This window comes from Morganella psychrotolerans, from assembly GCF_001676155.1.
Taxonomy (GTDB): domain Bacteria; phylum Pseudomonadota; class Gammaproteobacteria; order Enterobacterales; family Enterobacteriaceae; genus Morganella; species Morganella psychrotolerans.
Genome location: NZ_LZEW01000001.1, coordinates 710,934 through 726,158, shown reverse-complemented (window position 1 = coordinate 726,158; position 15,225 = coordinate 710,934). Strand labels below are relative to the sequence as shown.

Annotated in this window: 11 protein-coding genes and 2 pseudogenes; 7 read left to right on the top strand and 6 right to left on the bottom strand. The window is 48.1% G+C overall.

Going from position 1 to position 15,225, the window contains the following annotated elements:
• Nucleotides 1-9 precede the first annotated feature (9 nt).
• Nucleotides 10-699 (bottom strand): N-acetylmuramoyl-L-alanine amidase-like domain-containing protein, encoded by a 690-nt coding sequence (locus AYY16_RS03610; protein ID WP_223861151.1) that lies wholly within the window; start codon nucleotides 697-699, stop codon nucleotides 10-12.
• Nucleotides 700-800: 101 nt separating this feature from the next.
• Nucleotides 801-1,703: a LysR family transcriptional regulator gene (locus tag AYY16_RS03605; RefSeq protein WP_067362181.1), complete on the bottom strand. Its 903-nt coding sequence runs from the start codon at nucleotides 1,701-1,703 to the stop codon at nucleotides 801-803.
• A gap of 106 nt (nucleotides 1,704-1,809) precedes the next feature.
• Between AYY16_RS03605 and AYY16_RS03600 the strand changes: the two genes are divergently transcribed.
• Nucleotides 1,810-3,063 (top strand): MFS transporter, encoded by a 1,254-nt coding sequence (locus tag AYY16_RS03600; protein ID WP_067362178.1) that lies wholly within the window; start codon nucleotides 1,810-1,812, stop codon nucleotides 3,061-3,063.
• A 1,735-nt stretch (nucleotides 3,064-4,798) separates the two neighbouring features.
• The gene (gene tus / locus AYY16_RS03595; protein WP_223861152.1) at nucleotides 4,799-5,725 is read left to right on the top strand and encodes a DNA replication terminus site-binding protein; all 927 of its coding nucleotides are present in this window, start codon (nucleotides 4,799-4,801) and stop codon (nucleotides 5,723-5,725) included.
• Nucleotides 5,726-5,880: 155 nt separating this feature from the next.
• On the opposite strand, the gene fumC is transcribed toward tus, so the two are convergent.
• Complete coding sequence (gene fumC / locus AYY16_RS03590) at nucleotides 5,881-7,275, bottom strand: class II fumarate hydratase (protein ID WP_067362175.1); 1,395 nt, start codon at nucleotides 7,273-7,275, stop codon at nucleotides 5,881-5,883.
• A 173-nt stretch (nucleotides 7,276-7,448) separates the two neighbouring features.
• On the opposite strand from fumC, the pseudogene manA reads away from it, so the two are divergent.
• The 3 genes and pseudogenes from manA (at nucleotide 7,449) to add (ending at nucleotide 11,400) form a co-directional block, all read left to right on the top strand.
• A pseudogene (manA, locus tag AYY16_RS03585) lies at nucleotides 7,449-8,625 on the top strand (mannose-6-phosphate isomerase).
• A 106-nt stretch (nucleotides 8,626-8,731) separates the two neighbouring features.
• Entirely contained in the window at nucleotides 8,732-10,309 is a 1,578-nt protein-coding gene (locus AYY16_RS03580; RefSeq protein ID WP_067362172.1) for a YdgA family protein, read from the top strand.
• Nucleotides 10,310-10,392: 83 nt separating this feature from the next.
• Nucleotides 10,393-11,400, top strand: a complete 1,008-nt coding sequence (gene add, locus AYY16_RS03575) for an adenosine deaminase (RefSeq protein ID WP_067364625.1) — start codon at nucleotides 10,393-10,395, stop codon at nucleotides 11,398-11,400.
• Nucleotides 11,401-11,418: 18 nt separating this feature from the next.
• Here add and AYY16_RS20125 read toward each other — a convergent pair whose 3' ends face one another.
• From AYY16_RS20125 to AYY16_RS03565, 3 genes and pseudogenes are all read right to left on the bottom strand, one after another.
• Nucleotides 11,419-11,589 carry a hypothetical protein gene (locus AYY16_RS20125; protein WP_156664948.1) on the bottom strand — a complete coding sequence of 57 codons (171 nt, stop codon included), beginning with the start codon at nucleotides 11,587-11,589 and terminating at the stop codon, nucleotides 11,419-11,421.
• A 2-nt stretch (nucleotides 11,590-11,591) separates the two neighbouring features.
• A pseudogene (locus AYY16_RS03570) lies at nucleotides 11,592-12,582 on the bottom strand (bile acid:sodium symporter family protein).
• Nucleotides 12,583-12,697: 115 nt separating this feature from the next.
• Nucleotides 12,698-13,738, bottom strand: a complete 1,041-nt coding sequence (locus tag AYY16_RS03565; RefSeq protein WP_067362169.1) for an oxidoreductase — start codon at nucleotides 13,736-13,738, stop codon at nucleotides 12,698-12,700.
• Between the two features lie 294 nt (nucleotides 13,739-14,032).
• Between AYY16_RS03565 and rsxA the strand changes: the two genes are divergently transcribed.
• Nucleotides 14,033-14,614: an electron transport complex subunit RsxA gene (gene rsxA / locus AYY16_RS03560; RefSeq protein WP_067362166.1), complete on the top strand. Its 582-nt coding sequence runs from the start codon at nucleotides 14,033-14,035 to the stop codon at nucleotides 14,612-14,614.
• Nucleotides 14,614-15,222: an electron transport complex subunit RsxB gene (rsxB, locus tag AYY16_RS03555; protein ID WP_067362163.1), complete on the top strand. Its 609-nt coding sequence runs from the start codon at nucleotides 14,614-14,616 to the stop codon at nucleotides 15,220-15,222. Before rsxA ends, rsxB begins: the two co-directional genes overlap by 1 nt.
• The last annotated feature ends 3 nt before the right edge of the window (nucleotides 15,223-15,225 follow it).

Sequence of the window (15,225 nt, the reverse complement as noted above, 5' to 3'; positions counted from 1 at the left end):
TAAGTGGTTTCACAACACCGCACGGTATACCACTATCCCGCTTTTTTGCCGGAGATACAGGTGTAATGGCGAATCTATCACCTGCCGTTCCCGCCGTGTTGATGACGCATTACGCAGAAATAATCCGTCCGGAGTACGGATAATAATCCCCGCGTGGGAAACATCCAGCCCTGCTTGCGGGGAGTAGATACCGATATAATCTCCGGTCTGCAATTGTGCGAGCACCACCGGCGTCAGTGCAGATACCGGCAGCCAGGCAATATCCCGTGCTGTTACCGGCAGACCGGGAATATAGGCGTCCCCCGTCTTGCGCTGATTAAGCTGCTTATGTGTCACCTGAAAGCCCGGTGACAGTTGTCGGGTAATATCCTGTGCAACCGGCTGTGAGCCGCTTACCCAATCTGAAAAAAAGTGACGCCGCTGAAAATAACTGATATCCCCGTTTTTATAGCGGATTTGCGCCAGTTGTCCGGGGAAATCCTGCTGTTGCGGGCTGCGCTTCAGCGCTTCCACATAATCCAGATAGGTAAAACAATCGAGCGCATTCAGATTTGTGACCAGTTGCTCCGGCATTTCCGGCGAACCAACCAACTGATGCGCCCGGTACGGCACTGCAAGAAATTGCCCGGTCAGTGCCGTAATATTATGCGTTATCGCACGCCGGGTGCCATCGGGCTGATAAAAGTCGCTGAGACTCACCGCCGCGCCGGCAATGCCTGACCACAGAGTGAGTAACAAAACAGTTATCGCGGGATATTTATCACACCGGAACACTTGCACCTCAGTTTAAACGGCTCCGCTCAGCGGAAAACATTACTTTTCAGCATCGCAATCAGCCGCTGACCGGCAGGCGATAATATTTTATGTTTATGATACACCAACCAGACTTCAGAAAACGCCTGATTTTCAGCTAAATGCAGGTAACGGACACCATCCACTTTCATCCGCGTAAAGGACTCAGTCACCAGTGACACTCCCAGCCCGGCAGACACCAGCCCGAGTATCGTCATTGCCTCGCCAGCTTCCTGGGCTATTACCGGGGTTACGCCTGCCCCTTTCAGTATATTAATGATTTCATCGTATAATGCTGTTCCCACATCCCGCTCAAAAAAGACCAGCGGCACGCCGTTGAGCATATCAAGTGAAATACCCGCTTCCCTGTGCCGGATTAGCGGATGATCATCATAGACTGCTAACATAAATCGTTCTCTGAACAACAACTCATGAACCAGATTATCGGGCAATTGTGTGTTGCGCATCACACCAAAATCAATCCGGCCGGTAAGTAACGGATTGATTTGCTGTTTTGTATTCATCTGGTGCATGTGAATAGCCACATCCGGGTACGCTTCCCGGTACTGGCGAAATGTCGCGGTAATATGGCGCATAAAAGGTGTGGTTGACGTGAAACCAACAGAGACTTCTCCCAACTCCCCGCGTTCCATTCTCGCCGCTTTGCCGATCGCCGCCTCAACCTGAGCGCGGATTTGATAGGCTTCGCGCAGAAACATTTCACCCGCCGGTGTCAGGCTGACATTCCGGTTATTGCGCGCCAGTAATTTTGCCGGTATTGCCTTTTCCAATGCCTGAATTTGCTGGCTCAGCGGGGGCTGTGAAATATTCAGCCGCTCTGCCGCCCGCCCGAAATGCAGCTCTTCTGCGACGGCAATAAAATAGCGCAAATGGCGAAATTCGATCATTATTGCCTCACTAAGTCGTTTAAAGTATCAATCAAGAGTATTAATATATTAGACAAAATAGTAGCATCTTTTTATCCTCTGTTATATTACTGCGACCTGAGATAAGTGTATGACTGATGAGAATAAACTGACGATTGCCCCGGATATTGACCGGGACAGTGCCGTGAGTCAGACAAAATTGCACTATATCCAGCGTGATGACAAATTGTATCTGCGCGTTACCCTCTCCTTTTTTATGGTGGGTCTGGCGACCTTTGCGCTGCTCTATTTTGTCCAGCCCATTCTGCCGCTGTTATCTGAAGACTTTGCCGTATCACCCGCGCAGGCAAGCTTGTCACTCTCCCTTGCCACCGGATTTATGGCGGTCGGGTTACTGATTACCGGCCCCATCTCTGATGCGGTCGGGCGCAAAAACGTAATGGTTGTCGCGCTGACCTGCGCCGCACTTTTCACACTGCTCAGCGCTTTTACCACAAGCTGGACGGGGATATTGATTGTCCGCTCACTTGTCGGGCTGTCGCTCAGCGGTGTGGCTGCGGTGGCAATGACGTATCTCAGTGAAGAGATCCATCCGGGCTACGTAGCGCTTTCCATGGGGTTATATATCAGTGGTAACTCGATAGGCGGTATGAGCGGACGACTGATAACCGGGGTGGTTGCTGATTACGCCAACTGGCGCATTGCGGTTCTGATCCTGGGGACATTTGCCCTGTTCGGTGCATTTTTATTCTGGCGGCTGTTACCGCCCTCCCGCCATTTCCGCGCCAGTTCACTCAAGCCTAAGAGCTTGTGGAAATATCTGATCCTGCACTGCCGGGACGACGGGTTACCCTGGTTATTTGCTATCGGTTTTATCATTATGGGCAGTTTCGTCACGCTGTTTAACTATATTGGTTACCGGCTGCTGGAGCCGCCGTATAATTTCAGTCAGGCGGTTGTCGGTATGTTATCTGTTGTTTATTTATCAGGCACCTACAGTGCATCCAAAGCCGGTACGCTGACCCGGAAATACGGATACGCCAATATATTGATTGGTGCGGTAGTACTGATGCTGTCCGGTATTCTGATAACGCTTGGTGACGCCACGGCAGCCGTACTTATTGGTATGTTAGTGCTGACCACCGGCTTTTTTGCCGCCCATTCCGTCACCAGCAGTTGGGTCGGACGCCGTGCAAGACGCGCGCGCGCACAGGCATCCTCACTGTATCTTTTTGCTTATTATGGCGGTTCCAGTATTGCCGGTACACTTGGCGGTGTATTCTGGTCTTACTGGCACTGGACGGGTGTCGGTTGTTTTATTGCCGCCATGTTGGTTATCGGACTGTTTATTGCTCTGCACCTGAAGAAACAAATTTCTTCATAAGATTTATATTAATTCCTGTGCAATATCCCCATGGGAATTAATATCTCCGATATATAAAATACCTCATCGGACTAATTACAGAACGAATGCATTATTGGTAATTTTCTGTAGTCAGGCAAATAGTCTGTTTTTCATTTTCATTATTATACAGTGAGGTTATAAATGAGTGCATTTTTTATTAGGTAGTGTTTTATTTTCATTCTCAACGTATCAGTGTGATATTAACTACCCTTCTACGTGTGACATCTGGCCTCCGGTTGGAAAATCAATTACTTACACCCCTTAAATTTAAGGGGTAATGCAAAAAAACGATTAACAGGGAATGTCTTTACCCTTTCTTTTTGTATGCGTATTATTTATTCATATATACCCAACGTCATTCAAGATACAGGAAGGCGGCAAGGGAAGACAGACGGGGAGCATACACAAGTATGTGACCCGGCTGGCTTCCCTGCGCCAACGAACCTGTAGTTTGAATGAATAAAGGTATATTGCCATTACTATCAACGTTTCACTAATAGCAATGGCATTCTTATCTTACTAAATAATAAAACCAGCATAAATTAATAGTTCACTTACATACAGTTAAAAACTAATGTAAGAAAATAATCCATTTAAAATAAAACAGGGATTCTTTATACTCCGGCGATATAAAATACCTCATAAGGTTAATTGTCCTGTCGGGTTAAGCCCGCTAATGTTAATACGTACCGCTGATATTACATCTCAAGTTTATGATAACTTAACATAATGAAGAGGTTATTTATGCTGACATTACTGCTAAGCAGTTCATTAATGGTTCATAATATTTTCCCGCCACGGAATACTGATCAGGTTCCGCCACCACCGCCTCCACGGGAACCAACAATTTCCTATTATATTGACAGCACCTGTTCAATCAGCAATCCCTTCTGTTGATATCATATTTTAATAACAGAGTTCATTTACAGGGAGTATCTATGCTAGCACTATTGTTATCCGGTTCATTATTAATTTCTTCTGCAGCTTCATTTGAAGGCTGCGATATTGTTTCACCTGAATACTGTCCGGTTATATGGGGATATCCATGGTAATGCCTGAAATGTAAATCAATGCCTGATTATTATATCAACAATTAAATTTTACATATAACGAGGTGATTATGTTAACGCTATTATTAAGCAGTTCACTGATGATCCATCAGTTGTTATCCGAAGCCTAATGTAAATGAAGCCCCGCCTGATCTTTGGGAACCGTCAGAAATTCATCAACCCCTGGTTAACTGTCCAAAAGAAAAAATTGGTTGTTCATAATAGAAATACTCCTCTGCGGTATATTATTTTCAGTTACTGTTCGGTAAAAAAGCAATAATTTCGAATTTTAACTACTGATATAACGGATAAAATATATACCCAACATCATTCAAGTTACAGGAAGGCGGCAAGGGAAAACAGACGGGGAGCATACATCAGTATGTGACCCGGCTGGTTGAGTGCGGCCAACGAACCTGTAGTTTGAATGAATAAGGGTATATCGTATTATGCCAAATCAACATCCACCATTAACCCGGTATTTAATTATCGGGTTAATGGTGATTTTTTAATGGATTAATTCTCCGTACTCATAATTACTAATTTACATATAATGAGCCCTTTCGCCCTGCTGCTGAAAGCATTTTATCCTTGTATAAAGCAGGATGCTAAAGTAATCTGATGATAAAACCATACTGTATGTTGTAACTAAAATGGTGAATCTGATGCGATACGATGCAAAAATGTCACTCACAGCCTGTTTCGAACAGCTAGAGAATATGCTGAATACCTTCTGTCTGACACTCAGCCACACACCGGGAGTTCAGGCACAGGTTTATCAGTTACCCGACAGGCTAAAAGGTGAGGAAAATGAAGAGATTACTACTATTCCTGTTATTCCTGTCTCCGGTGAAGCTGCAACAAACATGGCATTAGCGCATTATCAGCGGCTGTTTATTTTTGATAATGACCACAATATCAGCAGTAAATCTGCGGTACGTTTGCCCGGTGTCATATTGGTTCCCCTTCCCCGCGCTGAGCAGCGGCAGGTGAAGCAACAACTCGATGATATTAATACCCTGAAAAAGCAGTTGGCAAAAATAGTCACTGAAACATCCGGGGTCAATAAAACACAGCGTTTTGAATTTGTTCATAATCAAATCAAAGGATTGATTACATTAAATGCTTACCGTCAGATCCAGTCCGTGACCTCTCCTGATACTGTCCGCTTTGGCTGGGCGAACAAACATATTATCCAGAAAGTGGATCGTGATGAATTACTGGCTCAGACAGAGGAGCGTTACCAGAACCCACGGGCAATTGCCCCCCACACCAGAGAGGCATGGCAGGCGTTTCTGGCAAAGGAAATAGCGGCACTGAAACAGATTCCGGCGGATGCCGTACTTAAAATCAAACGGCCGGTTAAAGTCCAGCCGATTGCCAGAGTCTGGTACAGTGAGGCACAAAAGCAGGTGCAGTATGCAAACGCCTCACCGATTATTGTGTTTTATGATGGTGATGATGAAAACAGACCTGTCACAGGGGATTTACCGGATTATGATGCCGAAAATATTAAGGTGCGCCACCGCCCTCAGGCAAAAAAACTGATCTCCGTAATACCCCGCCTGCATTTGTTTATGGAGATAATGTGAGAATACTCGTCATACTTCAGAATGCCCGGGTGTTGACTGCGCTCAGCCCGCCGGGTCACATACTGATGTATGCTCCCCGGCAATCGGAGCTTGTCGCCTACAGGCATCCCGAATTATTTAGAGTATATATACCGTCATACTAAAAATGCTGTTGATTACTTCAGGCTGCCGACCATATCTTCCGGGCGCACCCAGGCATCAAATTCAGCTTCAGTCAGATAACCCAGCTTCATGGCAGAGGCTTTCAGGGTTAATCCTTCTTTATGTGCCTGCTTCGCGATTTCTGCTGCTTTGTCGTAGCCGATGTGGGTATTGAGCGCAGTGACCAGCATCAGTGATTCATTCAGCAACTGACTGATTCGCTCACGAACCGGCTCGATACCCACGGCACAATGCTCATTAAAGCTGCGCATGCCTTCTGCCAGCAAGCGGACAGATTGCAGGAAGTTATGGATAACCAACGGACGGAATACGTTCAGCTCAAAGTTACCGGAAGCCCCGCCGATATTAACGGCAACATCATTTCCCATCACCTGGGCACACAGCATGGTCATTGCTTCGCACTGTGTCGGATTGACTTTTCCGGGCATGATAGAACTTCCCGGTTCATTTTCAGGGATAGCCAGTTCACCGATACCACAGCGCGGACCGGATGCGAGCCAGCGGACATCATTGGCAATTTTCATCATTGATGCCGCCAGACCTTTCAGCGCACCATGCGCATGAACCAGCGCATCACAGGTTGCCAGTGCTTCAAATTTGTTTGGTGAGGTCACAAACGGCTGACCGGACAGCTCCGCGATTTTTTTCGCCACTCGGACAGCATATTCGGGATGCGTATTAAGCCCTGTGCCGACTGCCGTTCCGCCCAGTGCCAGCTCGCTCAGGTGCGGCAGGCTGTTTTCCAGGTGTTTGCGGTTATATTCCAGCATGGCTGCCCAGCCGGAAATTTCCTGACCTAATGTCAGCGGCGTTGCATCCTGTAAATGCGTACGGCCGATTTTGACGATATCACGGAATTCTTCCGCTTTTTTCGCCAGGACACTGTGCAGAGATTTTAATTCAGGAATAAGTTGTGTCGTGACCGCAATGACAGCGGCGACATGCATAGCGGTCGGGAAGACGTCATTGGAACTCTGGCTTTTATTTACATCATCATTCGGGTGAACCAGGCGCTCATTGCCGCGCTTGCCGCCGAGAATTTCACTGGCACGGTTTGCCAGCACTTCATTCATATTCATATTACTTTGTGTGCCGGAGCCGGTCTGCCAGACAGCCAGCGGAAATTCACCGGGATGTTTACCTGCCAGCACTTCATCTGCCGCCGCAATGATTGCTCCGGCGCGCTCCTGCGCCAACAGCCCCAAATCACAGTTAACCGCTGCGGCTGCTTTTTTTGTCATGGCCAGCGCCGCGATCAGATCAGCGGGCATCTTTTCAACTGAGATACGGAAATGCTCTAATGAACGCTGAGTCTGCGCGCCCCACAGCTTGTCAGCCGGGACATCAACAGGGCCCATTGAGTCTTTTTCAATACGCGTGACCGCCATTACTCTCTCCTTAGCACACAACATAAAATGAATTTGAAAATCCGGACGTTGCAGATAAACTCTGAAAACGCCGTCATCTTGCCATAGTTTCATTTCCGATTATGCGATCCGGGCAGACTTATTGTTTTATTGTTACTATCTTATTGTTAATTGTTTAAAAAGAGAGCGAAGCTATGTTAAAAATGCAGAATCAGGTGCAACACTACAGTTGGGGCAGTTATACCGCGATGACAGAAATGTACGGTTACCCGAATCCTGATAAGCAGCCGATGGCGGAATTATGGATGGGCGCACACCCTAAAGCCAGCTCAGTCGTCACGGATAACAGCGGTAACGTCAGCTCTTTATATGATTATATCGCCGCCGACCCGCAGGGCTGTCTGGGGGAAACAATAAACCGCCGCTTTCACCGGTTACCCTTTTTGTTTAAAGTGCTGAGTGCCGCCCAACCGCTTTCCGTTCAGGTGCATCCTGACAAAGCCGCGGCAGAAGCCGGTTTTGCACGGGAAAATCTGGCGGGTATTCCCCTTGATTCTCCTGTTCGTAACTATAAGGATGATAATCATAAGCCAGAGCTGGTTTATGCCCTCACCCCGTTCAAAGCGATGAATGCCTTTCGTCCGCTGCCGGAGATCTGCACACTGCTCAGTGAAGTGGCACCGGCACATCCGGGAATTGCCCTGTTTATTGCAGAACCATCGGAAGAACAGCTTTCTGTATTGTTTACCCGGTTGCTGTCAATGAGCGGTGAAACAAAAGACAGAGCTATTGGTGTGCTGAAATCAGCACTGAACAGCCGTCAGGGAGAGCCGTGGGATACTATCAGGAAGATGACGGAGTTTTACCCGGAAGATAATGGTTTATTCACCCCTCTTCTTCTTAATGTTGTCGAACTGAAACCGGGTGAAGCCATGTTTCTGTATGCCCGGACTCCCCATGCTTACCTGGAGGGAACCGCGCTGGAAGTCATGGCAAACTCAGACAACGTGCTGCGGGCCGGGCTGACACCAAAACATATAGATGTAGCAGAATTACTGAGTAATCTTGATTTCATTACGAAACCGGTAAAAAGCTTATTTATGTCACCACACACCGCAAATGGCTGCGATATTTTCCCGGTTCCGGTCGATGATTTCTCTTTTTCGGTGATTAAATTAAATAATCAGAAAATCACACTGGATAATAATAGCGCTAATATTCTTTTTTTGTGTGAAAGGTCAGGTGGTTATCACTACCAAAACCACGACTTTAAGAGTTATCGAAGGTGAATCAGCTTTTCTCTCAGCGACAGAAAGAAAATTTGAAATAGATGGTGAAGGAATCATTGCCCGCGTTTATAATACGCTGTAAGTACTTCCCTGATTTCTCCCGGACAGTTTGCTCTGTAAACTGTCCGTTAATTTGATACCGTGCGAAAACCTGCAAATTGAATCGCATATAAAGGATGGATTTCTCTATGAAAAAGTCGTTAGTTGCTGTTGGCGTTATTGTTGCATTAGGTGCAGCATGGGGTGTTGCTTCATGGCAGACCGGTAAAACAATCGAAGCGAACCTCGAGCAGTACGTTGCCAAAGCAAATAAACTGATCAAGGATAAATATCCTGATGCTCAGATTACTCTGACTGCAAAAGATTTTTCACGCGGTATTTTCAGTTCTGACGTTAAACTGGTTCTTCAGGGTGAAGGAAGCAGCGCCAAAGACCAGTTAGTTATCGTTAACAAAATTGACCACGGTCCGTTCCCGCTGTCTCAGCTGAAAAAAATGGTTCTTTCGCCAAACATGGCGTCAATCCATTCTGAACTGGAAAGCAGCGAAAGCACCAAACCGGCATTTGATATGACCGGCGGTAAATCCCCTGTTGCTCTGGACACCCGTATCAGTTACGACCAGAATTTTGATATCGACCTTGCTGTCAGCAAAATCGACTACAAAAAAGATGGCGAAGAACTGGCATTCTCCGGTGCAGACCTGAATGTTAAATTCGATAAAGAATTTAAAAACGTGAAAGGTAACGGCAGCAGCAATGAACTGACTTACCGCAAAGGTGAGCGTGAAAGCCTGGTGATGCGTGGTCTGGCATTTGACAGCGACGTAAGCAAATCCGGTGACAGCTTCTTCTATCTGGGCGACCAGAATCTGTCGATGAAAGAGTTGGTTGTTGTTAATTACAGCGATAACGTTACATTGAAAGATCTGAAGCTGAACGGCACGTCCGGCGTCAAAGACAACAAAATGAGCGCGGATATCGATTACAGCCTGGGTTCACTGAGCTATCGTGATATCGACCTGGGTGGCATCACCCTGAAAGGCGCACTGAAAGATCTGGATGCAACTGCAGCAAATACATTGATGGCATCAATGGAAGAATACTCTCAGATGAGTGATTCCATGTATACCGAAAACTTTGATGACAGCAAAATGGACGCGCTGGACGAGAAAATGAAGACCAACGCACTGGCGCTCTTCAAACACAGTCCGTCATTTGCTATCTCCCCGCTGAGCTGGAAAAACAGCGGTGGCGAGTCAAAAGTTAACTTCAGCATGACCTTTAATCCCCTGACTCAGGAAAACTTTAAATCCCTGGAGCACAGTGGCAGCTTTGAAAAAATCCTGCCGGTTCTGGTTAAAGATTTCGCATTCAATATGGATCTGTCAAAACCAATGCTGACTGATTTCGTGGCGGTTGCCATGCAGTCACAAGGTATGGGCGCGAAAGAAGCCAAAGAACAAGGCGAACAAGGTGTTGCTCAGATGGCCAGCATGGGTGCCATGATGGAAGTGGTTAAAGTTACTGATAAAACCATCGGCATGGATCTGAAATACAGCAATAACAACATTGATTTCAACGGTAAGAAATTTACTGTTGCTGAATTCCTCGCAAAATACGACCAATACGGTATGTTGAGTGATAACAGTGACGAAGGCTATAACGAAGAGCCTGTCGAAATGAATGCTGACGGCGACGTCATTGAAGAAAATATTACTATCGGTGAAGAGCCGGCTGCAGACACTGCGGCACCGGCTGCGCAGTAATATCGTTCTTTATCATTAGTTGATTAAGTGAAAGCCGGTCGCCAGACCGGCTTTTTTGTTATCCGTAAGGAATATTGATTATGATGATTAACCGTTCACTCCCCCTCACTGATCTTCATCGTCATCTCGACGGCAATATCCGCCTCTCCACCATTATCAGTCTTGCCCGCCAACATAATCTGCCATTACCGGCTTATGAGCCGGAAACCCTGCGCCCGTATGTTCAGGTGATGAGCAATGAGCCGGACCTGGTGCAATTTCTGGCAAAACTTGACTGGGGTGTTTCAGTACTCGCAGATCTGGATGCCTGCCACCGTGTCGCGGCAGAAAACGTTCAGGATGTAATAGATGCGGGGATTGACTATGCCGAGCTGCGTTTCTCTCCGTATTATATGGCGATGAAACATAAACTGCCGGTTGAAGGTGTGGTAGAAGCGGTGCTGGATGGTGTGAACTCAGTGGCGCGTAACAGCGCTGTGCGCATTAATATGATTGGCATCCTCAGCCGTACTTTTGGCACAGAGGCCTGTCATACTGAGTTGAATGCGCTGCTTGCTCATCGTGAGCGTATTGTGGCACTGGATATTGCCGGTGATGAATCCGGCTATCCGGGTGACCTGTTCACCGACCACTTTCGTAAAGCCCGCGATGCCAACTGGGCGATCACCGCCCACGCCGGTGAAGCTGCCGGTGCCGCCAGTATCTGGCAGGCTATCCGCGACCTCGGCGCACAGCGCATCGGGCATGGTGTGATGGCAATTGAAGACCCTGTACTAATGGATTATCTGGCGGAGCACCGCATCGGCATGGAATCCTGCCTGACCTCCAATATCCAGACCAGCACAGTGGCATCTCTCGCGGCACACCCGCTGAAACAGTTTCTGGCGCACGGCATTCCTGCAACTATCAATACGGATGACCCTGCTGTTGAAGGCATTGAAATAGCGTATGAATATAATGTCGCAGCACCAGCTGCCGGTCTGACACGTGCGGAAATTGAGCAGGCACAGATTAACGGGCTGGACATTGCATTTCTTTCTGAACAAGAGAAAACCGAACTACGCCGGATAGCGGCACAACGCAGCAAATAATCTCCTGCTTTTGTCTGATTATAAAACCGCCGTATGCTGTATGCGGCGGTTTTTATTACCAACTGCCTGAAGCCCGCCTCCGGAAGAGGAACTGCTTCCCCCGCTGCCGGAACCTGAGCTGCCTGAGCTGTATGAAAACGATGTACTTCCCGCATTGCTGTCACCGTATCCTGCCATCAGGCGCATCATAATTACTCCTGTTTGTGAGCCTTACTGCGGCGGGCATAGCGTGCCGCCATTACCGCGCAGACCATCAGTTGGATCTGATGAAACAGCATCAGCGGCAGAACCAGAACGCCCACAACGGCAGGCGGGAACATCACGTTTGCCATCGGTACGCCGTTTGCCAGGCTCTTTTTCGAGCCGCAAAACACTATGGTTATTTCATCTTCTTTACTGAAACCCAGCCAGCGCGAGCCATACACATTAATCACCAGCACTATCGCCAGTAAGACGCAGGAGACAACCGCAATCTGTAAAATAGACATCGCATCAATCTTTTGCCAGATACCTTCCGCGACCGCTTCACTGAATGCGACATAAACCACCAGCAAAATAGAGGTCCGGTCTGTTTTATTGATGATTTTTTTGTTGCGATCCACCCATTTGCCAATCAGCGGGCGGGAAAGATGCCCGACAACAAACGGCAGCATCAGTTGCAGTAAAATGGATTTGATCGCGCCAAAGGTATCAAGGTCATGTGCGCCCTGTGTTTCCATCATAAAACCGATAATGACCGGCGATAAAAAAAACACCAAGAATACTGGATGCGGAAGCACTGCAAATCGCAGCCGCTACATTTCCCCCGGCAACAGAGGTAAAAGCAATAGCCGATTGTACTGTTGCCGGTAAGGCACATAAGTATAAGAAGCCCATGTAAATAGCCGGCGACATCCACTCCGGCACCAGGAAACTCAGACCCAGCCCCAGAACCGGGAACAGAATAAAGGTACTGCTGAACACCATCAGATGCAGACGCCAGTGTCCCATGCCGGTCACAATCGCAGAACGGGAAAGCTTGGCACCATGAAAAAAGAACAACAGCGCAATCGCGGCGGTGGTCAGATAGCGGAATCCGGTGGCAATACTCCCCGTTACCGGAAAAAGAGAGGCTAAAATAACCACTGTGATCATAATAACCAGGAACGGATCTAACCGCAGTTTCTGCCACCAGTTTGTCATACGTTATTCACTTTTTGTCTGAACTATACCCAACGTCATTCAGGATGCAGGAAAGCGGCAAGCTCCGCCAACGAACCTGCCGTTTGAATGAATAAGGGTAGAACCGGAGGGCTGATTACAGCGCTACCGTCCGTTTTGTTTTATGAGATTCCATTCCGGCTTCAATAATCCGGATCACTTCCGCACCTTCCGCCGCTGTTACCGGGTTTGGTCCGTTATTCAGAATCGCTTCTGCTACTTCGGCGTAATAACGCCCGTAATGTCCGGCTTTGTTCGGGTAAATATCTGTTATCAGTTCAATACCATCTGGTGACAGTGTCACTTTTCCGTCTCTGCTGTCGTGACCCCAGTTGATACCAACCGGCATCTCTCCTGCTTTCAGGGCATTTTCCTGCGGATCCAGCCCGTATTTCACATAGCTGCCTTTCATGCCGTGCACGATATACACCGGCGATTCTGCTGCCGCCACTGTCGTCGCATGAAGAATGACTTTCACATCCGGATAATGCAGCTGCGCATGGAAATAATCGACCGCTTCCGCGCCCGGGCGGATCATACCGAGATCAGCCGTTATTGCATCCGGCTTGCCGAAAAATTGCAGCGCCTGGTCAATAAGATGTGAGCCGAGATCGTACCAGATACCGCTGCCCAATGCCGCCGCTTCGCGCCAGCGTTTCTGCGGTTGCGGGCGGTAGCGGTCAAAATGGATTTCAAAGTATTTGATATCACCGAGTTTTTTACTTTCGAACAGGGATTTGAGTGTCAGATAGCCTGAATCAAAGCGGCGGTTATGATAAACAGACAATACCAATCCTGCGTCATCTGCCTGTTTTGCCAGTGAAAATGCATCTGCGGATGTCAGGGTAAACGGCTTATCCACCACCACATGTTTCCCGGCTGCCAGCGCCATCTGCGCCAGCGGAAAATGCGTGTCATTCGGGGTCGGGATAACAACCAAATCAATGGACGGGTCTGCGAATATCTCCTCCGGGGTGGCGACAACCTGTACATCCGGATAATCCGCATGAACCTTCTGCGCGTCACTGCTGGCGACTTTCACCAGTTCCATATTGGCATTATTAACAATAAACGGTGCATGGAATGTTTTTCCGGCAAAACCGTATCCTACCAGACCCACTTTCAGTATTTTTGTCATCACATTCTCCGGGAGATTGTCACGTTAAAGGATAAAAATATGCAGTCAGAATGAAACAATCACCCTGAAAAGTAACACTAACAGATTCCGCGACGCAAACCTTGTGCGCATTTTTATTACATTCTGCCGCTTTTTCATTCTGATACACTCAGTTATACCGCCTTTCACACAATCCCGATAACCCCGGGCGCCGGGGATTGTTATCATTTCATCCGTTTTCCGGTAATGGCCGGTTTTTTGTATTTTATACCTGGGTCATTCAGACGGGTATATAGACTTGCTTTGGGCATTGTAATGGCTGACTACTTATTATTGTTTGTCGGAACTGTGTTAGTGAATAACTTTGTTCTCGTCAAATTCTTAGGATTGTGCCCCTTTATGGGGGTCTCCAAAAAATTAGAAACCGCAATCGGCATGGGGTTCGCCACCACATTTGTGATGACGCTCGCCTCTGTCAGCTCGTGGCTGATGGATACCTTTATCCTGATCCCGCTGGATATTCTGTATCTGCGCACACTGAGCTTTATCCTTGTGATAGCCGTTGTGGTGCAGTTCACTGAAATGGTGGTGCGCAAAACCAGCCCGGCACTTTACCGGCTGCTGGGTATTTTCCTGCCACTTATCACCACTAACTGCGCCGTTCTCGGCGTGGCGCTGCTGAACATCAATCTGTCTCATAATTTTCTGCAATCTGCCGTTTACGGGTTTGGTGCCGCCGCCGGTTTCTCACTGGTTATGGTGCTGTTCGCCGCTATTCGTGAACGACTGGCAACCGCCGATGTTCCCGCGCCCTTCCGGGGGGCGTCTATCGGGCTGGTCACTGCCGGTCTGATGTCTCTCGCCTTTATGGGCTTCAGTGGTCTGGTGAAATTCTGATGACGATTATATGGATTGCCGTCGCCGTGCTCAGCCTGTTCGGGCTGCTGTTCGGGCTGATACTCGGCTATGCCTCCCGCCGCTTTAAAGTGGAGGAAGATCCGATTGTTGATAAAATCGACGATATTCTGCCACAAAGCCAGTGCGGGCAATGCGGGTTTCCGGGCTGCCGCCCTTATGCGGAATCTGTTGCTAATGGTGGCGCGATAAACCGCTGCGCGCCGGGCGGTGAGCAGGTGATGCTGAAACTGGCGGATATGCTGGGTGTTGATCCGCAACCGCTCGACGGTGACGAATCAGCCCTGAATCCTGTCCGTAAAGTGGCCTTTATCCATGAAGATCAGTGTATCGGCTGCACGAAATGTATTCAGGCGTGCCCGGTGGATGCCATTGTCGGTGCCACCCGCGCTATGCATACCGTGATTGAAGATCTCTGCACCGGCTGTGATTTGTGTGTCGCGCCCTGCCCGGTGGATTGTATCGAAATGATCCCGGTCGCTACCACGACGCACAACTGGAAATGGGATTTAAACAGTATTCCGGTCAGAAATATTCCGGCAGAGCCTGCTGCATCCCCGGTCAAACCCGTTCAGATTGAGGCGTCATAAGTT